This window comes from Pseudomonas sp. PDM32, assembly GCF_019219225.1.
GTDB classification, from domain to species: domain Bacteria; phylum Pseudomonadota; class Gammaproteobacteria; order Pseudomonadales; family Pseudomonadaceae; genus Aquipseudomonas; species Aquipseudomonas laurylsulfatiphila.
Map to the genome: position 1 here is coordinate 15,746 of NZ_JAHUWE010000009.1, position 21,832 is coordinate 37,577.

Sequence of the window (21,832 nt, forward strand, 5' to 3'; positions counted from 1 at the left end):
TGCTGTCGACTCCACGGGGAAATCGACAGCTCAATGACGACCTTTCGATCAGATGTGGGAGGCTGTTTTCACACCACCCAATGGATGGGCATTTTCAGGCTGCAAGGTGAAGCTCGGGGCCTTGGCGGCTGCCACCTCCTCCACCACCTGCTCTTCACCATCGAGCACCCGTTTCAGCCGGGCTGTATCCAGCGCCCCCACCCACTTCGCAATGGCCAGGCACCCTACCCCGTTGCCGATGGTATTGGTGATGGCGCGGGCCTCGGACATGAATCGATCGACACCCAGCAGCAGCACCATGCCTGACACCGGAATGTTGCCCAGGGAGGCCAGCGTCGCGGCGAGGATGATGAAGCCCGAGCCACTCACCCCCGCCGAACCCTTGGAGGTGAACATCAACACCGCCAGGACAATCAATTGGTCGGTCAAGGTCAATGGCGTGTTGGTCGCCTGAGCGATGAAGATGGCGGCGATGGTGTAGTAGATGGCCTGGCCGTCCGGGTTGAAGCTCAGCCCGGCGGGAATCATCATGCCGGCCACCGGCTTGGAGCACCCTGCCTGTTCCATTTTGGTGATCATCTGTGGCAGCACCGACTCCGAGGAACTGGTGCCCAGTACGGTGAACAGCTCTTCCTTGATGTAGCGCAGGAACTTCCACAAGCTGAACCCGCTGTAGCGGCAGATCGGCCCCAGCACGAAGATCACGAACACCACGCAGGTCAGGTACACACAGGCCATCAACTTGCCCAACGAGAACATCGAGCCGAAACCGTATTTACCGATGGTGAAAGCAATGGCCCCGAACGCGCCGAGGGGCGCCAGACGCATCACCATGTTGACGATGTTGAACATGCCGCGCATGAGGCTGTCGATGACGTCGATGAAGATCCTGGCGCGGGGGCCGGCATTGGCCAGGGCTACGCCGAGCAGGATAGAGAACAGCAGGATCTGCAGCACATTCCCCTTGGCGAACGCATCGACGATGGTGTCCGGAATGATGCTCAGGATGAAATCCATGAACGAGTTGTGCGGTGCCTGGGTGGTGTAGGTGGCAATGCTGGAGGTGTCCAGTGCCTTGGGGTCGATGTTCATGCCGGCACCAGGCTTGAACACATCCACCACGATCAGGCCGATGGCCAGGGCCAAGGTGGACACCACTTCGAAGTAGAGCAATGCGCGCACGCCCACGCGCCCCAGTTCCTTCATGTTTTCCATGCGTGCGATGCCGCTGACCACCGTCAGGAAAATCACCGGGGCGAGGAGCATCTTGATCAGTTTGATGAAGCCGTCGCCGATGGGTTTGAGCGCTGTCCCTGTTTCGGGAAACAGCACCCCGACGATTGCACCGAGTACGACGGCGATGAGTACTTGTACATAGAGTTTGCCGAGTATGCGTTTCATGGCGGACCCTGAATTTTTATTGTTGTCAGGAAATGCCCGGGAGTCCGGTCCGAGTGACCGGCCCCCGTGGCGCAATAGCACGATAAGGAAGTGTTTAACGCCGCAGCAGCGCAATGACTGCATCGGTCACCTGGCGAGTGGTGGCCGTGCCGCCCAGGTCAGGGGTATGCACGCCCGCCTCGGTCACGGCTTCGATGGCCGACATCAACTGACGCGATGCCTGCACCTCGCCCAGGTGGTCGAGCATCATGGCGGCGGTCCAGAAGGTCGCGATCGGGTTGGCCACGCCTTTGCCGGTGATGTCAAAGGCGGAGCCGTGGATGGGCTCGAACATCGAAGGGAATTTCTTGCCCGGGTTGAGGTTGGCGGTGGGCGCGATGCCCAGGCTGCCCGACAGCGCAGCAGCCAGGTCCGAGAGAATGTCGGCGTGCAGGTTGGTGGCCACGATCACATCCAGGGTGGATGGCTTGAGCACCATGCGGGTGGTCACGGCGTCTACCAGCTCCTTGTCGATTTTCACGTCAGGGAAGTCCTTCGCCACTTCGTAGAAAATCTCATCCCACAGCACCATGCCATGGCGCTGGGCATTGGACTTGGTGACCATGGTCAGGTGCTTGCGTGGCCGGGTACGCGCCAGCTCGAAGGCAAAGCGATGGATTCGCTCGACACCGGCACGGGTAAACACCGACACCTCGGTGGCCACCTCTTCCGGCAAGCCCCGATGCACCCGGCCACCGTTGCCGGAGTACTCGCCTTCGGAGTTTTCGCGGATCACCACCCAATCGATCTCGTGGCCGTTGTTCAGTGGGCTTTTTACACCCGGCAACACGCGAGCCGGACGCACGTTGGCGTATTGGTCGAAGCCTTGGCAGATCGGCAGGCGCAGGCCCCAGAGGGAGACGTGGTCCGGCACATTGAGCGCACCCACGGCACCAAAGAAAATGGAATCGAATGTCTTGAGCTCTTCCAGGCCACCTTCGGGAATGTAGTGGCCGTTTTTGAGGAAGTTGTCAGAGTTCCAGTCAAAATGTTTGAAGTCCAGGGCAAAGGTGCCCAGGCATTCGGCCAGTGCCTTGAGCACTTCAACACCCGCGTCGATTACCTCCACGCCGATACCGTCACCAGGAACCGCTGCAATTTTGTAAGTGTTCATCGTCAACTCCACCTTTTATTTTCGTGCGCCTTCGAAGGGAGATCAGCCGGCGTGTGGCTGGAATATACGAAGTGAGCAACAGGCGTTGGTTAACTCAAAATCACTACATTATTAAATTCAATTCATTAATTGCTGCTGGGCTTTCTACACACGCTGTTATTGGCATCGCTGGATTATTCCGGGGTGACTGCGACAGGCAGCTCTGGGTCCAGCCTGTGTGAAAACGCCTGCAATTTACGCGAGGGTATGGCGCTACTAGCTATGAGGCGTTCGCAGCTGGGCCGAAAAGCTATCGATGCCTATCTGATAATCATAAAAATAAATCAGGAGGCGGTCGTGAAGCTGGAAAAGCGTAGTATCGAGTTTGTCCCTCACAGTGAACGTTACGGAACGCCACGGCGGTTGTTCACCATCTGGTTCAGTTCCAATTTCCAAGTGACCGCTTTGATGGTCGGTACGCTGGGTATCGCCTCGGGGTTGAGCTTCGGCTGGACATTGCTGGGCCTGCTGATTGGCAATCTGGTCGGCACCGTGTTCATGGCCGCGCACTCCGCCCAGGGACCTCACTTGGGGGTTCCACAAATGATCCAGAGCCGGGCACAGTTCGGTGTTTACGGCGCCGCGATCCCCCTGCTGGTAATGGTCACGGCGGCGGTGCTATTTCTTGCCGCCAGTGGCGTCTTGATGCGCGATGCCTTAAAGGCGCTGGTGCCAATGAGCGACGACCAGGCCATTGTGGTGGTCGGCATTCTGACTTTCATCATTGGTTTTATAGGCTACGAGCTGATCCACCGTATGGGGGCGTGGATGAGCCTGTTATCTACCTTGGTGTTTGCAAGCGCCCTGGCCTTGATCCTGCTGCACCCCAGCGACGCGGCATCAACAACCGTCTCAGGTACGGGCTTTACGTTGGCGGCCTTTAACCTGGTCATAGCGCAGGCTGCCTCCTGGACCTTAGGTTACGGCCCCTACGTGGCAGACTACTCGCGTTACCTCCCCGCGAACGTGAGCACCCGTGCCACGTTCTGGACAACCTATTGTGGTTGCGCACTGGGCTCTTTTGCCATGATGGCATTAGGCGCTTTACTGGCAGTAGCGATACCTGCAGCGCTTGAGCGCGACCCTGCAACCGCCATTGCCATGTTGTTTGGCCCGTGGGCACCTTTGGTACTGGGCGTGATCGCGCTTGGCGTCATCCAGTACAACGTACTCTGCTTGTACAGCGCCTATATGTCTTCGGTCACGATATTCGGAGCCTTTGGAGGGCTCAAATACGTCACGGCTCCAGCAAAAGCATTGGTGATGGCCATTTTGACCGTTGCTGCGACCCTGATCGCCATAGCCACCCAGTACCGTTTTGACACGTTTTTTGCGGATATTCTGATCGGTCAGTTGTATTTGCTGATTCCCTGGAGTGCGATCAACCTGGTTGATTACTACTGGGTGTGTCGCGGCCACTATGAAGTAGGTGACCTGTACGACCCTAAAGGCCGCTACGCCCGCTTCAACGGGCGAACCCTCATGGTCTATGCCGTTTCGATAATCGGCACGATTCCCTTCATGAAACTCTCGTTCTACACAGGCTTTGTAGCGAACTGGCTAGGCGCCGACATTAGTTGGGCGATGGGGTTGGTGTTGGCCGGGGGGCTGTACTGTGCGGTCAACAGCCGACCCGTTGTTAAAAGCTCGCGCATGTTTGGTCAAAGATCTCTCGAATAGGCGAAGCGAGAGACGTCGTCAACGCTTCGCCTACAGCCATTCGACGATACAGTGAATTGTCCCCGGTTTGATAGATGCTTTGGGGGGCTGCTTTTGGCCGGTTTCAGTCCTTCGCGACAGGCATCAATCGGCCAATTTCTGCCGATGCTGACCGGCAACCATGAGTCGCCGGCAGCCCGTACGTCAACGCAAGTCCCAAGGCCGATTACAAGGCGTATAACTATCAAATCAAAAGGCGGGTCACCCGGAACAGGCCCTCCAAAGGCAGCGCCCGGGCCAGCCGCCCCAGGCCTGATCGGCGCCTGCGGCGCGGAGCGATGTGATGAGTTGCAGAGCATGGCGATGGGCTCGCAAGAGCCTTCTTGGCTGCATCGGGCTGACCTTGCTGGTCGCTCCACTGTGCGCCAGCGCCATGTACAAGTGCCAGGCCAGGGACGGAGCCATCAGCTACACCAGCCAAGCCATCGCCAGCGCCCGCTGCACTCGCCTCAATGGCATGGCCGGCGCCGGTGTCGGCACCAAGGCAATGGCCCTGCCACGGTTTGTGCGGGACGACAACACAGACGCGGTGCGGGTTCGGGTATTCACCTTCATCCACAGGGGTGTTCGTCAATATGTGAGCCGGCGCCCCGTCGGGATTTCCGCACGGGTCGATGTCATTGATCTCTATTTCATCAAGGGCTGCTACCTGTGCAGGGCGCCGAAGGATTTCAAGGTCGCCTCACTGCGCCTGGACACCCAATCCTATCGCCGGGAGATCGAAGCCGCTTCGGGTCTTTATGGTGTCGATCGGGCGCTGGTCCGCGCCGTGATACATGCCGAATCGGCGTTTCGCCCCTACGCCATTTCCGAAGCCGGCGCCCAAGGGCTGATGCAGTTGATGCCCGCCACCGCCGAGCGCTTCGCCGTGGACGATCCGTTCGACGCACGACAGAACATTCGTGGCGGCGTGCGCTACCTGGCCTGGCTGCTCAAGCGTTTCAACGGCAACCAGGTGCTGGCGTTGGCAGGTTACAACGCCGGCGAAGCGTCCGTGGCCGAGTACAACGGCGTGCCTCCCTACGCCGAGACGCAATCCTACGTCACCCTCGTGCAGTCCTTGACCGAACGCTATCGCAACCATCGCTAGTGCCGTAGGGCGCATAACCCGAAACAGCTAATACGCCGGGCGGGAAATGACTCAAGCGATCTTCCACGCTCACCGGTCGCTATCGGCTGTGGATTCAACCGGTCGTTGCAACAGATTGGCTGAATCGTTCAGCGGGCGTTTCGCAATTCCGTGTTTTCCGAGGGCGGCTATTGAGCGGCCTTGGCTCTCCATCAGCAATTGCGACGAATAGAGCTACGCTTGTCTGCTATGGAGGGACTTTGCGCAGTCCTTCATAGGGCAGCGGAGCCAAAAAACATGGATATTGAACAGGATGTTTATCCTGCGGCCACCGTTCTGGTGGTCGATGACACGCCAGACAACTTGATGCTGATGACCGACCTGCTCAAGGACAGGTATCGGGTCAAGGCCGCCAACTGCGGCGAAACGGCGTTGCGCGTGCTGCAAAACAATCCACTGCCGGACCTGATCCTGCTCGACATCATGATGCCAGGGTTGTCGGGGCATGACGTCGCCCGGCTGCTGCAACAAGATCCGCGCACCCGCCAGATTCCAATCATTTTCCTCACCGCCCTGGCGTCAATGGAAAACGAAATCCAGGGCCTGGAGCTGGGCGCGGTCGACTACATCACCAAGCCGATCAGTCCGCCATTGGTCCTGGCCCGGGTGCAGACCCAACTGAAGATCAAGGCCGCGGCTGACTTCCTACGCGATCAGAATGACTTCCTCGAACAGGAAGTCCAGCGCCGCACCCGTGAGGTCATAGCCATTCAGGACGTCACTATCCAGGCCATGGCTTCACTGGCCGAAACCCGCGATAACGAGACGGGCAACCACATCCGTCGTACCCAACACTACGTCAGGCTGCTGGCCGAGCTGCTGCGCGATCACCCGCGTTTCAATCCGTTCCTGAACGATGACAGCATCCGCCAGCTGTTCAGGTCGGCACCGCTGCACGATATCGGCAAGATCGGCATTCCTGACCACATCCTGCTTAAACCGGGGCGTTTCACCCCGGAAGAATTCGAGATCATGAAAACCCACACCACCCTGGGGCGCGATGCCATCCAGCGTGCCGAGGATCAGTTGGGCCTTTCGGTGGATTTTCTGCGCATGGCCAAGGAAATCGCCTACAGCCACCAGGAAAAGTGGGATGGCAGCGGCTACCCGCAGGGACTGGTTGGCGAAGAAATCCCGATGAGTGCCCGATTAATGGCGGTGGCGGATGTCTATGACGCGCTGATCAGTCGTCGTGTGTACAAGGCTGGAATGCCGCATGAACAGGCCGTGGAGATCATTCGGCAGGGGCGCGCGAGCCACTTCGACCCAGACGTCTGTGATGCCTTTCTTGCCAACGCCGAGCAATTCCATCTCATTGCCGAGCGCTTTGCGGACAGCGATCAGGACATGGCCATGCTGGTCGACCTGCAACGCACTCTCCAGAAACCCTGAACGGTCAACGCGCCGGTTTTTCATCAACGGGAATTGCCATGACCCGAGTACTCGCTCAGCTTGAACGCCTGCCTCTTCGTATCAAGCTGATCCTCGGCTTCGCGACGCTAGCGGCGCTGGTTCTGGTACTCGGCGTGCAGAGCCTGCGTACCCAGGATTTGTTGAAAGCGGATATGCAGAGGCTGTACCAGCATGAGTTGGCGGGCATCGAACCCTTGCAGGAAGCACGGGTGCAGATGTCGCATCTCATGCAGGGATTGCAGCATGCCGTCGGCGGCAACAACGCAGATGATCGTAGCAAGGGCGTCGAGCAATTTCGTGAGGCTCGACAACATCTTCAAGAGGCGCTGCTACAGACACAACCGACCCTCTGGCGCGAGGAAAACCAGGAGCGATTCGCCACGTTCGAAGTTTTGTTGAAGCGTTTGCTGCACGACGGTGAGGCAGCACTGGAACTTGCCGCTGGGGATCAGGCGCAAGCCTTGCGGATGATCAATAGCGTCGGGTTCCAGGGGCTGGATGAGCGAGGGGACAACTTGCTCAAGGAGATGGCGCGAATCAAACAGGCCTCCATTCATGACACGGCCAAACAGATCGCAGACTTTGCCGGGCGCAGCACCCGGCTCACTTATCAATTGCTGCTGGGCGGCCTGGCACTGGCGTGGTTGATGGGCTGGTTGATCAGCCGTTCGATTCGCCTGCCCCTTTACCGGGTTCGCGCCGCCGTTGACGAGCTGACCGCCGGCCGACTGGACGGGACGATTCCCCATACCGATCTGCAAAATGAAACCGGTGATCTGGCGCGTGCAATCGCGACACTGCAAACCGAGTCGCAACAACTGGAGCGCCAACGCTGGGTCAAGGCACAAACCGAGCAACTCCAGGCCGACTTGCCACAAGCGGAAACGCCACGGGAGCTGGCCCAGGTCTTTTTGCGGCATATGGCGAGCATGCTCGGCATATGCCGGGGCGTGCTCTATAGCCTGCAAGAGCAGGATGAAAGCCTGCAACTGATTGGCGGTTACGCGACTGATCCCGATTACCCGCCGGCGCCGACGGTGGCTCTGGGAGCCGGCCTTCTAGGACAATGCGCGCTGGATCGTGCGCCCCGCGAATTGCAGGGGTTGACGCAGCCGCTCGGACGGTTGCATTCGCAGTTGGGTGAAGTGCCGGCGAGCTATCTGCTGATGCAGCCGGTTTTGCGTGGTGAGCGTCTGCTCGGCGTGCTCGAACTGGCGGGTTATCAAGCGCTGGGGGCCCGTGAACAGTCGCTGTTGCAGGAGGCCATGCCACGCCTGGCCGGTGCAATGGCGGTGATGGAGCGTCATCTGGCGGTGCAATCCTTGCTGAGCGAGACCCGGCGCCAGGCCGATGAAATGGGTCAGCAGGCCTTGCGCCTGGAGCTGCAATCGAAGGAGCTGGAGGCACAACAGACTGCCTTGCGTGCCACCAAGGCCTGGTACCGCGCGATCCTCGAGGCGGCACCGGACGGCATGATCGTCATCAATGCCGAGGGCGAGATCCTGATGACCAACCCGCAACTGGACACGCTGTTCGGTTATGCCACAGGTGAGTTGGTGGGCGAGACCATCGAGCGGCTGGTGCCTGATGCGGCGCGCGGTCGGCATGTGGCGTTGCGCAATGGCTTCATCGCCCATGGCAACACCCGGCAGATGGGCGCGAACATGGACGACCTCAAGGGCCTTCGCAAGGATGGCAGCCTGTTTGCCGTGGAGATCGGCCTGTCGCACTTGCCGCTTCTGGAGGGGCGTGGCACCTGTATCTGCGCCTCGGTTCGCGATGTCAGTGAGCGGCGGCAGATGCAAGCGGCGCTCAAATCCAGCGAAACGCAGTTGCGTGCGGTATTGGACAGCAGTCCGGTGGCCATGCTGATCCGTGGCGATGATGGCCGCCTGAGTTACTGCAACCCGGAGCTGGAGGGCCTGTTCGGCGTCAGCCGCGAGCAACTGGGCGAGATGGATGAAAGTCACTTCTGGTGCGACGCACAGGCACACGACCGTTTCCTGGCCGCAGCCGCCAAGGGCGCGGTTTTAAACTTCGAGGCCAGCCTGCAGCGCGATGGAGGAAAGCGTTTCGAGGTCTTGCTCTCGGCCGTCCCCCTGACACTCGGTGAGCGCAACATCAGCGCCAGTTGGTATTACGACATCACCGACCGCAAGGCCGCCGAGGCGCAAGTGCAGCACGCCCGGGAGATCGCCGAAGAGGCGACACGGGCCAAGAGCGAATTCCTCGCCAACATGAGCCATGAAATCCGCACGCCGATGAACGCCATTATCGGCATGAGTCACCTGGCGCTGCGCACCGACCTCGATAACCGGCAACGCAACTACATTGTGAAGGTGCATCGCTCGGCGGAGAACCTGCTGGGGATCATCAACGACATCCTCGATTTCTCCAAGATCGAAGCCGGCAGGATGGACCTGGAGCTTATTCCGTTCCGCCTGGAAGACGTGCTGGAGAATTTCACCAACGTGGTGGGCCTGAGAGCCGAGGATAAAGGCCTGGAACTGCTCTACAGCACGGTAGCCGATCTGCCGACTGCACTGATTGGCGACCCGCTGCGGCTGGGCCAGGTCCTGGCCAACCTGGGCAACAACGCGACGAAGTTCACCGAACAGGGTGAAATCGTGCTGGGCATCGAGCGCGTGGGGAGTGACGAGGGCAAGGTCGAGCTGCATTTCTGGGTGCGTGACACAGGCATCGGCATGAGCGAAGAGCAATGCCAGAGAATTTTTCAGTCTTTCATCCAGGCCGACAGTTCCACCACTCGCAAGTATGGAGGGACCGGCCTGGGCCTGGCGATTTCCAAGCGTCTGGTGGAGATGATGGGAGGCCGCATCTGGGTCGAAAGTACACTGGGCAGCGGTTCGACGTTTCACTTTTGCGTAAGTCTGGGCCTGCAGGCGGCGGCGACTGCGCGACGCATGTTCACCGCCGATGAGCTGCTGGGCATCCGCGTGCTGGTGGTCGATGACAACGCCAGTGCCCGGGAAATTCTTTCGGGCATGGCACACAGTTTCGGTGTCGAAGTGGACGTCGCCGAAAGTGGTCGCATGGCCCTGCGCATGCTGGCGCAGGCCGAGAAAGATTCGTTGCCGTTCGACCTGGTCCTGATGGACTGGCGGATGCCGGGCATGGATGGGGTGGAGACGGTCCGCCAGATGCGCTCCGCCAACCTGGCACGCACACCGTCGGTCATCATGGTCACCGCCCTTGATCGCGAGGAGTTACTTGAACAGGCCAGGCACCAGGACGTACATCTGCCGGTGGTGCTGACCAAGCCGGTCACGCCGTCCACCTTGCTGGAAGCCATAGGTACAGTGTTCGGCAAAGTGCCCCAAACCGCTACCCGCGCCCATGAGCGCAACGAGCAGAGCGCTGACAACATGGCACGCCTGGAGGGTGCGCGACTGCTGCTGGTGGAGGACAACGAACTGAACAGGGAGCTGGCGTGCGACTTGTTGCAAGAGGCAGGCATCGAGCTCGAGCTGGCATTCGATGGCCAACAGGCCCTCGACTGGTTGGCCCGGGACGGCGATTTCGACGGTGTGCTGATGGACTGCCAGATGCCGGTGATGGACGGCTATACCGCGACCCGCAGGATTCGCCAGCAATCGAACTTCGCGGCATTGCCGATCATCGCCATGACCGCCGACGCCATGGCCGGGGACCGCGAACGCGCCCTGGCCTGCGGCATGAATGACCACCTGTCCAAGCCATTGGATGTAGACAGCATGTTCGCCACGCTGGCCAGGTGGATCAAGCCACGGCCCGGGCGTGGCAGTCGGGCGCGGGAGACGAGCGTTGCCGAGACATCAGGACAGTTGCCCACCGAGCTTGCAGGTATCGATCAGGTCGCCGGGCTGGCTGCCTGCTCGGGCAAGACTGCCCTTTACTTGCGACTGTTGCGCACATTCCATGAGACCCAGAAGAACTTCGTCGAACAGTTCAAAACGGCAATCACCGATGCCGATCCGATGGCGGCTGTTCGAATGGCTCACACGTTGCGTGGTAACGCGGGGAACATCGGTGCCAAGGCGCTGGCACAGGCTGCAGCCCAGCTGGAACAAGCGTGCCGGGCTGGCGAGCCGAGCGATGGAGTGCAAGCTCACTTGACCGAGGTCAGTCGGTGTTTGATACCCGTTTTGAGCGCGCTGGCGCTTTTGCCCGAGGAAAAAACGGCTTCAGGGGCGCAGCCGCCGCAACACGAGGCGGAACTCAGTGGCCGGCTCACCCGGCTCAGGCAATTATTGGCCGAGAGTGACACCGCCGCCATCGAGGCCCTTGATGAGTTACGGCGCCTGTCCCTCGATGATGCATTGGCCAGGCGTCTGAGCCGGGTAGCGCAGCAGCTCGAGCGCTTCGACTTCGATCGGGCCCTGGCGTTGCTGCAAGGCGAAATCGAACGCTCCGCCCTGCACCCCGAATGACCGTCACTTCGTCATTCTGGATTTTGTATCAATCACCTATTGCAGGCGCCAAATGACTGGCTGCCAGGGTCGTTTTCAGTCCCTCGCAACGTGCAGCTTTCGGCCAGGAGTTGTCGCCGACGAGCGGCAGCCTTGCGGAGGCCCAATGCGCTAGCCTTTAAACGCTTGCCCGAGCAGCCAGCGAGTCCATTGGACGGTGCAGGCCGCCCGCAGGCATCACGACCGCCATCAACTCCTGGAAGAAGCACCGTGGCCAAATACCTGATCTCTTTTCCAAGCGCGGCGATGGTGGTGCCCGATGGCGAATGGGAAGCGGTGCGCCGCGACTCACACGCTGTGATTGATGAGGCGAAAACCGCCGGTGTCTACGTCTTCGGCGGCGGAATCGACAACGACGTACCGCCCGTACTGGTCTCTGCCGACGGCGCGGTTGCAATGGGCGGCTATCCTTGGGCGCCCACGCTCGACGGGGGCTTCACCGTGCTGGAACTGCCTTCGCGCGATGAGGCCATAGCGTGGGCGGCGCGCATCGCCAAGGCCTGTCGCTGCGACCAGGAACTGCGCGTCTTCGGGTTCGACCCGCAGTCCTGAGGGCAGCACGGAAACCGGCAAGTGCGGCCTGACACTTCATTCATTGCAGATCATCACAGGTACGCCCCACCATGCGAAATCCACTCAAGCATTCAAGCGTTCGTCTTGGTTTTCTACTGGGTGTTATCTCAATGGGGCTGACCGCTTGCACCAGCGACGAAAACCTGACTGCAGCGAATAAAGAAATTACTCGACCACCTGTCGATGACAGCGAGACGTCGTCTGTGCGAATCACAACCAGTTGGCTACAACACTCACTTAGCCAAACGGGTTGCCTGCAGCACGCCAGAGCGGCTCTTACGAAAGCGAGATATTTTGTTGAAGCAGGAGAAAGATCAGTTTATGGGTTGCGTGAAGGCATGACTTTTTCGATTCGCTGCGACTACGAAGGCGTTGCCTTTCTCGCAGTAGCTTATCGCCACAGGCCAAGTACTCAAACCCAGGATCGGATCCTGAATGAAATCACCAGGCTATTTTAAGGACTGCAGGCGAGAGCTACTGGCGCTCGCCCGCAGCGAGACCAATGCCGGTCCTGATCTCTGAGGCACACATTGGACTTCCCCTTCCCGGACGGTGCCTGGAATACGTCTTCGAGGGATTGCCGGATGTCCGCTTCACGCCCTGAGGAAGCAGGAACCTTCAAGGCCCACTCTCCCATAACTCAGCCGCCACCTGCGAGCATTGCTACGCCCAGCAATCGACCTGAGGATGCCAACCGCTCGACAGAAGTCGCCATTCAATCCCGAGCAATCTTGTCATTTGCCAAGGCTTAGGGCAGGGTCGATACCACTGAGATCCCTGCCAAAGGAGTCACCCCATGTCAAAGCTATATCCCAGTATCGATCCCGAGGGGCTGGTCGAGTACTCAGTGGTCTACACCGACCGCTCGCTCAACCACATGTCGCAGTCATTTCAAGGCGTGATGAAGAACATTTCCACGACCCTGAAACAGGTCTACAACGCCCAGGCTGTTGCGGTGGTCCCGGGCAGCGGCACATTCGGCATGGAAGCGGTGGCGCGACAGTTTGCCACCGACCAGCCATGCCTGGTGATACGCAACGGCTGGTTCAGTTATCGCTGGAGCCAGATCCTTGAGATGGGCAGCATCCCGGCGGCCACCACGGTGCTGAAAGCCCGACCGGTCGACACGGGTCGCCAGGCTGCCTACACCCCACCTCCTCTGGACGAAGTGCTGGCAGCCATTGCGGCGCACAAGCCGCAGATAGTCTTTGCCCCCCACGTTGAAACCTCATCGGGGATTATCCTGCCCGACGAGTACCTGCGGGCCGTCGGTGACGCCGTGCATGCGGTGGGTGGCCTGTTCGTGCTGGACTGCATCGCCTCAGGCACCATTTGGGTTGATATGCACAAATGCGCAGTCGACCTGCTGATCAGCGCACCGCAGAAAGGCTGGAGCGCCTCCCCTTGCTGCGCCCTGGTGATGTTCAGTTCCCTGGCCCTCGAGCGCATCGAACAGACGCAAAGCAGCAGCTTCGCCTGCGACCTGAAAAAGTGGCTGCAGATCATGCAGGCCTACGAACAGGGCGGACATGCCTACCATGCGACCATGCCCAGCGACTCCCTCGCGCGATTCAACGAAGTGATGAAAGAGACGCAAGCCTACGGTTTCGACAAGGTCCGCAGCGAACAACAGGCGCTGGGCGACCGGGTGCGCGCCATGTTGACCGGCAAAGGCATCAAAAGCGTGGCCGCAGCCGGCTTTCAGGCCCCTGGCGTAGTGGTGAGCTACACCGATGATGCCGACATCAAGAGCGGCAGGAAATTTGCCGACCACGGCCTGCAGATTGCCGCCGGAGTGCCGTTGCAATGCGACGAACCGGCCGACTTCCAGACCTTCCGCATCGGTCTGTTCGGACTCGAAAAGCTGCACAATATCGAGCGCACGGTCAGCACCCTCGAGCAGGCGCTGGACGAGGTGATGGTTAACTAAGGTTCTTCAAGGAATCCCGGGGGGACACAGATAACGAAATATCTGTAGGAGCTGCCGAAGGCTGCGATCTTTTGATCCTCAGCAATCTCCAGATCGCAAAAGCAAGATCAAAAGATCGCAGCCTCCGGCAGCTCCTACAGGGGCACATGTGCACCACCAAGCAACGAGGCCTATGCTTGGTCTACTGCCGGAACTGATTGAGCAGATTGTTATCCACCAAGCCCGTGAAGGCGTTATTACCCCACTTGGGGTCAAATTAGAGTCAGGCCCAATGAGGAGTCCGCCATGACCTTAGTCGATCGCCTCAGGTATTTGCGTGTCGCCCTGGTTTTGGCTGGCCTCGCGTGCCTTGCTCTCTACCCACTCATGTTGTTCTGGCCGTCCGGCTGGGCCTGGCACGTCGGTCACTCGGACTACCCGATGATGATCGTTGGCATCTACGCCACACTTGGCGTGTTCTTGATCCTGGCCGCACGTGATCCATTAGCCAATCTGAGCCTGATCTGGTTCACCGTGTGGTCCAGCGCCGTACACGCAGCAATCATGGCCGTCCAGACCGTCACCCAGCCGGGGCAAATGGGGCACTTGGCAGGTGACGTGCCGGCGCTCTTCATCGTGACGGTTGCCTTGGCCATCTTGACGCCCCGCTCGCAATTGGCCGCTCGGCCCGGGACACACAATCGGGCCTGAGAACAGGCATGACACGACTTTCATCCCGGGAATACTGCGTAGACAGTACTTGCCGTGCTGCCCGCGATTTGGGCTTCGATGCCTACTCATCGCCGATCGACCCAAGCCAAGGGTCGATCAGACCGCTTGGGGGCCGACGCGACGGCTGATATCTTTCCCGCGCACCAGATCGCGTCCGATCGACGCTGAGCCCATCAAGGAAGATAAAAACAATGAAAATACTGTTCATCGCTTCGCTGGGAATTTTATCGCTGACTCAAACTTCACTGGCCTTCGCGGATAATGCCAATGGAAAAAATCTCTATCTACAGCGATGCAGCATGTGCCACGGAACAGATCTCAAGGCAACAGGACCACTGGCCAATAAAAGCAATCCACCTACGCCTGATCTGACAACGTCCGCTTTCAAAAAGCGATTGAATGATTATCCGGGCGTGATTGTCTCTTCGATAATACTTCGCCCAAATGGCGACTTGATTCCAGGAACCTTGCGGGAGAATGGCGTAAAGCTATCGCCGCACGCATGGAGCGTTAAGGATCTGCGCGATTTGAATCAATACATGGGGGGTGTGATTTCACAAAAACGATGATCTTGAAGTGCCGGGTCCTGACGCCCGCGCTTGACTCTGTCCCTTGGGGCAACCCCTACCCTGCCTTGTCCATTTCAGGCTCCGCCGTCCCAGCTTGAACCCCACCGCCTGGGCCGTGCGGATCATCTGCACCTGCGTCAGGTGATGGGCCGTGTACAACCGATAACTGCCACGGCGCTGCGGGCTCAGCAGGCCCATCTGCTCATATAATCGAATGGCTTTGGCAGTGCACCCCGAATAGCGGTCATTCAAACTGCCCAAGTAAAGACTCATACACAAAAGAGTCAGGTCTAGAAACAACTCGAACAGGCGGTGTGCTTGAAAGGCCCTGCGCAAAGGCTAATTCAACTCAGGCTGAACGCTGAGCGATTGTCAGTAATATCCCGAAGCTCACGAGCAGGCCGCCAAAAACTCGGTCAATCCATAGCCGTGCAGCCACCAATTTCTCGCGCACCATTCCCGCTGAGAAGCAAAGCGCGACGAGGCTGAACCACACTGCGTGCGCCCCAGCGATAAACAGCCCATATGCAATTTGCATTGTCAGGGCGGTGTCCGGTTGTATAACACCCATGAACAGACTGACGATGAAGATCGATGTTTTCGGATTCAACGCGTTCGTGAGAAATCCCGTCCGCAGAGCTGCCAGATCGGACATGGCGGGTGGCGGTGCGTCCAGCTGTTCGATAGCCGGCTTGGATCGAAGCATCTGGATGCCTAGATAGACGAGATACGCAGCTCCAGCCAGCTTCAGCGCATTGAACAACCAAGGCGTTTGTTGAAGCACTAACCCTAGTCCGAGCAGCGTATAGCAGACATGGACAAGCACCCCCATACCAATTCCTGCAGCTGTGAGGACGCCCGCCCGTCGAGACAGCAGCAATCCGTTGCGAGAAACCATGGCGAAATCTGGCCCAGGACTGATGCATGCGAGTATTGTAATGGTGATTACTGCTATCCATTCGCTCATACGACATCCTTCAATTATTGGTAGTAGAAAGCGATGTTTACAGATCCTGCTCTTTGGTAATAACGATGATTTCTGATGAACATAGTGACTTCAAATCACTAATCACCGAGGCTCGCCTGCCTTCTCTGCTCGCGTTGCGTTGCTTCGAATCCGCCGGACGGCTCGAAAACTTCGCACGCGCGGCTGACGAACTGCACCTGACACCAGGTGCCATAAGTCGAGCAGTACGCTTGCTTGAAGAGGATCTGGGCGTTGACCTGTTCGAGCGGCGTAACCGAAGGGTTTTTTTAACTGACGCCGGCAAACGCCTGGTGAAAGCAGTTAGTGAAGGGCTTGGATTGATGAACCAGGCCGTTCGCGAAATACGCACCGACGCCCGTCGTACCCGTCAGCTTGTCCTGTCCTGCGAGCCAACACTGTTAATGCGATGGTTGATCCCTCGTTGGAGCGACTTCCAAACACAACATCGAGGGCTGGACATTCATTTAGTGGCCGGCGGCGGCATCTTTTCATTCGACCACGGCATCGACTTGGCCATTCGGCGGGACGATTTTCCTCGCCCCTCCGACTATCATGCCGAAACCCTATTCCCTGAGAAGATCGGCCCTGTATGCCGGCCGGAAAAGGTAGATCAATGGTTTGGCAAAAGCAGAAAATGCCTGCGTTCCTCGGCCCCGCTGCTTCAGACTAATAGCCGACCTACCGCTTGGCAGGAGTGGGCTACTGCAAAAGAACTGCCCGCTCCTGCCATGGAGATGCAATCTTTTGAGCACTTTTATTTCAGCATCCAGGCGGCTGTCGCAGGCCTCGGGGTGGCCATTGGCCCATGGCACTTAGTGCGCGACGATATCCAGAGCGGCGTGTTAGCCGCGCCATTAGGATTTATTGAAGACGGCACACGCTATTGCCTGTTATCTCCCACCCCCCCTCAGCCAGGCAGCCTGGAAATGGATTTACTTAACTGGTTGCAGGCAGTGGGCTGAGTCTTGTCGAGGCGCAGCGCTTGTCAGCACTGGCGCCTCATCGCCAAATGGCTGCCCCTTCGGTGGAAGGCTATTGAAATTCCCCGTTATTGCGCGCTCTTGGACCCATCAGGTACTCCCGTGAGAAGTTGTTCACACGCTCGTATCGCTGCGTCATGGTGCGGCAACAAAGCTTGTTCCGGAAGATTCGCGACTGTGTTCATCCATGGGTCCTCGACTGCGGTTCGCCGCCCTGCAAGTGTTTCAACCACAGCGAGACCGCAGAATGGTCCCATCAACGGATCGTAGCCCCCCTCATGCACAGCGACGACCCGCGATTTGCACACTTCTTCTGCCAGATTCATTACCTGAGTCGTCAGCTCGCGATATGCCGCGGAGTACAGGAGTTGGCGGCCAAAGGGGTCCATCGCAGCGGAGTCAAATCCGCTCGCAATCACGATGAGATCCGGTTGAAAACGGCGCACCGCAGGCATTACGACACGCTCGAATGCGCCCAGGTAGGCCCCTCGGCCCGACCCTGCGGGTAGTGGAATATTCAGGTTGGCACCCAGTCCGGGACCCGTTCCGATGTCTTGTACCTTTCCGCGTCCGATGGGGTAAAGGTCGTCCTGGTGAAGAGAGATAGTCAGCACCGACGGATCGTCATAAAAAAGGGTCTCGGTCCCGTTACCATGATGAACATCCCAGTCGATGACCGCGACTCGTTTCACCGCTCCTGTTTGCTGCAAATGGCGGATTCCGACCGCGGTGTTGTGGAATATGCAATAGCCCATACCCTGACTGGCAATCGCATGATGTCCTGGCGGTCGAATGAGCGCGTAGGCGTTCGTCACAGTACCCGATACAACTGCATTGAACGCCGAGATGACAGCGCCTGCGGCAAGTCTGGCAATGTCTGCCGACCCTGGTCCGACGGGCGTTTCACCGTCGCCTGCATCGCTCCACACAGGACCGGTCGGGTTCAGGATTCGATCGACATACTCCGGAGTGTGCACCCGCAACAGATCGGACTCCGAGGCCGGGCTGAAGGGTAACGGAACAAGGTATTGATCGAGGCCGCTTCGCTTGACGAGGCTTGCAAAGCGTCGCTTGGTATCGCCCTTCTCAGGATGGTCGATGGGTTCCTGCCACGGTAGGCTCCAAGCCCGCGTGTCATGAGTCATAAATCTTTCGTCCCAAATCCAGCCGGTTGTCGTCATGGTTCTAACTCTACTTTTTCGTGTCGATAGGGATAAGTTCTTTGCCCGAAACATCGGGCTGCCTTCATAGCTCGCCAGCTATTCCTTCTTTTTCCACCAGGCTTCGCTCGTAGCTCAAATCAAGAGTCCGAGATGTGAGCAAATAGAGGAGGCTTGCGACTACAAGACCTACAAACATCGAGATGTCGATATCACCCATCCGGTGAGCTATCCATCCAGTGAAAGGCTCGGTGACAAAAAACGGCACCATCATCACCAGTGCTCCGATATAGGCGACGTTTCCTTGCCATCCCCATCGGCCGTAAATACCGGCCGGATTGAAGAGTTCGCGGATCGAATAACACCCCTTGCGAACGATATAAAAGTCCACCAGATTTATTGCAGTCCATGGTGTGAACAGATAGGCCAGAAATACCAATACGTTGCCGTAGAAAACATTGAATTGTTCCTCCCCGACCATTGCCGCGACAAAGCCTACGGACAGGGTCATCGCGACGATTGTGATGCCCCTCAAAAACAACGATGGCCGGACCCGACGGAAACAGTCGACGATCGAGATCAGGGTCAAGCTGCCTCCGTAAGCGTTGAGCGCCATCACCACCAGAAGACCGATGAACAACAATGCGACGGCTATTCGACCACCTCCTGCCATCAGGGCGTCGCCACCTTGCGCGATCGCCATGATGACGGAGACGCCGGGGGTCGCTGCCGCGAGCAAGGAGCCAAGGCCGATCACCCATAGCGCTGATATCGCTGAAGGCAGATAGGTCCACAGGAACGACGATCGAGTGGAAACGGTGGGTGGGAGGTAGCGGGAGTAGTCCGATACGTATGGCGCCCAACCAAGCTGGAAACCTGCGACGATTACGAAGGTGGTCGCGAACGAATGCCATTGAATGGGCCCCGGAGTGAAAGCACCCGAAGGAATCCCGCCCCGCGCCACCGCAGCAAAGGTGAGTATCACGACCGTCAAGGCCAGCGGTGCGACCAGGAATCGGTTAACCCGATGGATCCACCGGTAGCCATACAGCGCCAAGGTACCGGCGACCAATACCGCGATTGGGAACCCCCATGAAGTTGGAATCCCGAGGAGGAAATGCAGACTCGATCCTGCAAGGATCGCGTCGGCGACGTTGTAGTTGAAGTAGTTCACAAAGGCGAAGACCCACACCGTGATCGCGGCCCCTAAAAATCCGAACTGTGCTCTGGACTGAACTAACTGCGGTAGACCCAGGTGAGGCCCCTGCGAAGAATGCAGAGCCATGAAAAGGGTTCCGAACAGTGAACCGAACACGGTGGCAACCAGAGTCCAGAACAGTGAACCGCCAAGCGCCAGTGTGGTAACGCCGGTAGCCATTGCGGTCAGGTTGATGTTGGCAACTAACCAGACCGCACCGAGATGTCGCACCGTGCCATGGCGCTCCGCCACCGGTACGAAATCTACAGAGCGCCGTTCCGCACCATCGAGTCGGCCCTGCTGAATGACAGGCGTCACCGTGGTTGTTTTCCCGTTTGATGTCGTTCCCATTTTCTTGTTTTCCTAATTGAGATTGATCGGGGCTGAATCACTGAGGCTTCATTCATCAAACTTTCCGGGGCACCCTCCAATTGCTGGTCAATCGCAGTAACTTTTATTACCTGTACAGCTGAAAGCAGAACGAAAGCTCGATTATGCGTAGCTTCGTTGCCCGGTAACGCTGTGACTCAACCCGCCACCATCGGCAGCTGTTGTCCCTTGGCATTTTCCAATAACGCGGCCGCTAGCCGATTTCGCTCGCCGGAATAGTCTCGGGTGATATTGGGGCCGCGTTGCCGGGTGGCCCATTGCGGATCTGCCAGTAACTCGGCGCCCTGCGCCTCCGGCAGGTGACGGCCACGGATCAGATCGGACAGCCGCTCGGCCAGCATCAGTGTTGGTGCCTGCAAGTCGCCAGCTGTGGCAGCGGGCATCAGCGAGGCATCTACCACCCGCAGCGCTTCCACGCCGCGCACACGACCGTCGGGGAATGTCACCGCAGCTTCGTCGCTGCCCATACGACAAGTGCCGCAGGGATGGTAGGCGCTTTCCAACTTCTGCTTGAGAAAGGCATCTATGGCGGCATCGTCCTGCACTGCCGCGCCCGGGGCCAGTTCTCGACCCCGATAAGGGGCGAAGGCCGGCTGAGCGAAGATTTCCCGCGTCAGGCGAACGCAGGCCCTGAACTCCGTCCAATCATCGCTATGGGTCATGTAGTTGAAGCGTACTCGCGGCAAACTTTCCGGACGGGCGTCACGCAGCCTGACCCAACCGCGGCTCTTCGAACGCTTTGTGCCGACATGCACCTGGAAGCCGTGCCCGGCGGCGAGTGTCTGTCCGTCATAGGAGATGGCCAGCGGCAGGAAGTGAAACTGGATGTCGGGATAAACGATGCCCGCCCGGCTGCGAATATGACCGCCGCTCTCGAAGTGGTTGGTCGCACCAGGCCCGCGCCGGGTAGCGAGCCACTCGATACCGATCCTGGCCTTGCCCAGAAGGCTCTGGGTGGGAAACAGGCTAACCGGCTGGGTGCACTCCATCTGAAGGTAGAGCTCCATATGATCCATCAGGTTTTCGCCCACTTCGGGTGAGTCATGGATCACTGCAATACCCTGCTGCGCGAGCTCCCTCGCAGGTCCCACGCCCGAGCGCTTGAGGATCACCGGAGACATGATGGCCCCAGCTGACAGGATGACTTCCCGCGTGGCCATGGCTCGGGCTGGCTTGCCCGCTACCGAAAACAAAACACCGGTTGCTCGTCGGCCATCGAACATCACTCGGTCAACCAGGCCGCCCTTGATTACACGTACGTTCCCCCGGGCGATGGCAGGTCGCAGATAGGCCCGGGCAGCGCTCATGCGGCGCCCGTCGCAAACGTTCATTTCCATCGGCCCAAAGCCTTCGTGCTGCCGATTGTTCATGTTGTCACTTAAAGCGTAGCCGGCCTCGTTCCCGGCTTTGACGAAGGCCCGATAGAGTGGATTGGTTTCCGGCCCCCGCTTGATGTGCATCGGCCCATTGACCCCGCGCAGTGAGCCTCCGCCCTCGACGTTTTCCAGACGCTGGAAGTAAGGGAGCACGTTGGACCAGCGCCAGCCATCGGCACCCAGCGCCTCCCATAGCTCATAATCCATGGGGTTTCCGCGAACCCAACACATGCCGTTGATCGACGATGAGCCGCCCAGCCCTTTGCCACGGGGTAGGTTCACTTGCCGCCCGTCCAGGCCAGGCTCCGGCTCGGTCTTCATGCCCCAGTTGAAGCGCTTGGTGTTCATCGGGATCGACAGTGCGGCCGGCATCGACACGAAGAGCGAGGCATCGCTGCCACCCGCCTCGATCACCAATATCCGCAAGTCCGGGTCTTCACCAAGGCGATTGGCCATAACGCAACCGGCTGCGCCGGCACCGACGATGATGTAGTCATAGCGCCCTTCGTCTTGCGGGCTGGATAACGATGTTTGCTTTAGAGTCGACATGGTAATGATTCCCACAGACGTAATGCTGGAGGCAGACCCATTCACCCCGCTCGGCAATGTCCGCGCCAGGTTCAGGGTCCGGGTT

Annotated in this window: 17 protein-coding genes; 10 read left to right on the forward strand and 7 right to left on the reverse strand. The window is 58.8% G+C overall.

Annotated elements, in window-relative coordinates; translation table 11 throughout:
• Positions 1-48 precede the first annotated feature (48 nt).
• Entirely contained in the window at positions 49-1,401 is a 1,353-nt protein-coding gene (locus KW846_RS17860; RefSeq protein ID WP_007972982.1) for a dicarboxylate/amino acid:cation symporter, read from the reverse strand.
• A gap of 94 nt (positions 1,402-1,495) precedes the next feature.
• A complete protein-coding gene (locus tag KW846_RS17865) occupies positions 1,496-2,554 on the reverse strand; it encodes a tartrate dehydrogenase (protein ID WP_218483901.1) in 1,059 nt (352 codons plus the stop codon).
• A 336-nt stretch (positions 2,555-2,890) separates the two neighbouring features.
• On the opposite strand from KW846_RS17865, the gene KW846_RS17870 reads away from it, so the two are divergent.
• From KW846_RS17870 to KW846_RS17910, 9 genes are all read left to right on the forward strand, one after another.
• Positions 2,891-4,273 carry a cytosine permease gene (locus KW846_RS17870; protein ID WP_116582229.1) on the forward strand — a complete coding sequence of 461 codons (1,383 nt, stop codon included), beginning with the start codon at positions 2,891-2,893 and terminating at the stop codon, positions 4,271-4,273.
• Positions 4,274-4,595: 322 nt separating this feature from the next.
• The gene (locus KW846_RS17875; protein ID WP_218483903.1) at positions 4,596-5,402 is read left to right on the forward strand and encodes a lytic transglycosylase domain-containing protein; all 807 of its coding nucleotides are present in this window, start codon (positions 4,596-4,598) and stop codon (positions 5,400-5,402) included.
• Between the two features lie 276 nt (positions 5,403-5,678).
• The gene (locus KW846_RS17880) at positions 5,679-6,833 is read left to right on the forward strand and encodes a two-component system response regulator (RefSeq protein WP_218483904.1); all 1,155 of its coding nucleotides are present in this window, start codon (positions 5,679-5,681) and stop codon (positions 6,831-6,833) included.
• A gap of 38 nt (positions 6,834-6,871) precedes the next feature.
• The gene (locus tag KW846_RS17885; RefSeq protein ID WP_218483907.1) at positions 6,872-11,284 is read left to right on the forward strand and encodes a response regulator; all 4,413 of its coding nucleotides are present in this window, start codon (positions 6,872-6,874) and stop codon (positions 11,282-11,284) included.
• 249 nt (positions 11,285-11,533) lie between these two features.
• Entirely contained in the window at positions 11,534-11,875 is a 342-nt protein-coding gene (locus tag KW846_RS17890; RefSeq protein ID WP_116582183.1) for a YciI family protein, read from the forward strand.
• A gap of 71 nt (positions 11,876-11,946) precedes the next feature.
• The gene (locus tag KW846_RS17895; protein WP_218483909.1) at positions 11,947-12,354 is read left to right on the forward strand and encodes a hypothetical protein; all 408 of its coding nucleotides are present in this window, start codon (positions 11,947-11,949) and stop codon (positions 12,352-12,354) included.
• Between the two features lie 338 nt (positions 12,355-12,692).
• The gene (locus tag KW846_RS17900) at positions 12,693-13,826 is read left to right on the forward strand and encodes an aminotransferase class V-fold PLP-dependent enzyme (RefSeq protein ID WP_218483911.1); all 1,134 of its coding nucleotides are present in this window, start codon (positions 12,693-12,695) and stop codon (positions 13,824-13,826) included.
• 285 nt (positions 13,827-14,111) lie between these two features.
• Positions 14,112-14,516: a DUF6632 domain-containing protein gene (locus KW846_RS17905; protein ID WP_218483913.1), complete on the forward strand. Its 405-nt coding sequence runs from the start codon at positions 14,112-14,114 to the stop codon at positions 14,514-14,516.
• Between the two features lie 212 nt (positions 14,517-14,728).
• On the forward strand, positions 14,729-15,106 hold the full coding sequence (locus tag KW846_RS17910; protein WP_081500954.1) for a c-type cytochrome: 378 nt from the start codon (positions 14,729-14,731) through the stop codon (positions 15,104-15,106).
• Here KW846_RS17910 and KW846_RS17915 read toward each other — a convergent pair.
• Positions 15,092-15,379 carry a MerR family transcriptional regulator gene (locus KW846_RS17915; RefSeq protein ID WP_081500958.1) on the reverse strand — a complete coding sequence of 96 codons (288 nt, stop codon included), beginning with the start codon at positions 15,377-15,379 and terminating at the stop codon, positions 15,092-15,094. The genes KW846_RS17910 and KW846_RS17915 overlap by 15 nt on opposite strands.
• A 76-nt stretch (positions 15,380-15,455) precedes the next feature.
• Positions 15,456-16,073, reverse strand: coding sequence for a LysE family translocator (locus KW846_RS17920; protein WP_218479857.1), 618 nt, complete (start codon positions 16,071-16,073; stop codon positions 15,456-15,458).
• 65 nt (positions 16,074-16,138) lie between these two features.
• On the opposite strand from KW846_RS17920, the gene KW846_RS17925 reads away from it, so the two are divergent.
• A complete protein-coding gene (locus KW846_RS17925; RefSeq protein WP_218483915.1) occupies positions 16,139-17,056 on the forward strand; it encodes a LysR family transcriptional regulator in 918 nt (305 codons plus the stop codon).
• 86 nt (positions 17,057-17,142) lie between these two features.
• Here the strand turns inward: KW846_RS17925 and KW846_RS17930 are convergent, their stop codons facing one another.
• The 3 genes from KW846_RS17930 to KW846_RS17940 form a co-directional block, all read right to left on the reverse strand.
• Positions 17,143-18,255: a class II histone deacetylase gene (locus KW846_RS17930; RefSeq protein WP_218483917.1), complete on the reverse strand. Its 1,113-nt coding sequence runs from the start codon at positions 18,253-18,255 to the stop codon at positions 17,143-17,145.
• A 64-nt stretch (positions 18,256-18,319) separates the two neighbouring features.
• A complete protein-coding gene (locus tag KW846_RS17935) occupies positions 18,320-19,783 on the reverse strand; it encodes a cytosine permease (RefSeq protein ID WP_218483919.1) in 1,464 nt (487 codons plus the stop codon).
• 176 nt (positions 19,784-19,959) lie between these two features.
• Positions 19,960-21,747, reverse strand: coding sequence for a choline dehydrogenase (locus KW846_RS17940; protein WP_116582169.1), 1,788 nt, complete (start codon positions 21,745-21,747; stop codon positions 19,960-19,962).
• Between the last annotated feature and the right edge of the window lie 85 nt (positions 21,748-21,832).

What these genes read in the sequence shown, in the direction of transcription:
- KW846_RS17875 (WP_218483903.1), top strand. Translation starts at nt 4,596, where the DNA reads ATGAGTTGCAGAGCATGGCGATGGGCTCGCAAGAGCCTTCTTGGCTGC.
- KW846_RS17885 (WP_218483907.1), top strand. Translation starts at nt 6,872, where the DNA reads ATGACCCGAGTACTCGCTCAGCTTGAACGCCTGCCTCTTCGTATCAAG.
- KW846_RS17895 (WP_218483909.1), top strand. Translation starts at nt 11,947, where the DNA reads ATGCGAAATCCACTCAAGCATTCAAGCGTTCGTCTTGGTTTTCTACTG.
- KW846_RS17865 (WP_218483901.1), bottom strand. Translation starts at nt 2,554, where the DNA reads ATGAACACTTACAAAATTGCAGCGGTTCCTGGTGACGGTATCGGCGTG.
- KW846_RS17860 (WP_007972982.1), bottom strand. Translation starts at nt 1,401, where the DNA reads ATGAAACGCATACTCGGCAAACTCTATGTACAAGTACTCATCGCCGTC.
- KW846_RS17900 (WP_218483911.1), top strand. Translation starts at nt 12,693, where the DNA reads ATGTCAAAGCTATATCCCAGTATCGATCCCGAGGGGCTGGTCGAGTAC.
- KW846_RS17940 (WP_116582169.1), bottom strand. Translation starts at nt 21,747, where the DNA reads ATGTCGACTCTAAAGCAAACATCGTTATCCAGCCCGCAAGACGAAGGG.
- KW846_RS17925 (WP_218483915.1), top strand. Translation starts at nt 16,139, where the DNA reads ATGATTTCTGATGAACATAGTGACTTCAAATCACTAATCACCGAGGCT.
- KW846_RS17905 (WP_218483913.1), top strand. Translation starts at nt 14,112, where the DNA reads ATGACCTTAGTCGATCGCCTCAGGTATTTGCGTGTCGCCCTGGTTTTG.
- KW846_RS17880 (WP_218483904.1), top strand. Translation starts at nt 5,679, where the DNA reads ATGGATATTGAACAGGATGTTTATCCTGCGGCCACCGTTCTGGTGGTC.
- KW846_RS17910 (WP_081500954.1), top strand. Translation starts at nt 14,729, where the DNA reads ATGAAAATACTGTTCATCGCTTCGCTGGGAATTTTATCGCTGACTCAA.
- KW846_RS17920 (WP_218479857.1), bottom strand. Translation starts at nt 16,073, where the DNA reads ATGAGCGAATGGATAGCAGTAATCACCATTACAATACTCGCATGCATC.
- KW846_RS17915 (WP_081500958.1), bottom strand. Translation starts at nt 15,379, where the DNA reads ATGAGTCTTTACTTGGGCAGTTTGAATGACCGCTATTCGGGGTGCACT.
- KW846_RS17935 (WP_218483919.1), bottom strand. Translation starts at nt 19,783, where the DNA reads ATGGGAACGACATCAAACGGGAAAACAACCACGGTGACGCCTGTCATT.
- KW846_RS17930 (WP_218483917.1), bottom strand. Translation starts at nt 18,255, where the DNA reads ATGACGACAACCGGCTGGATTTGGGACGAAAGATTTATGACTCATGAC.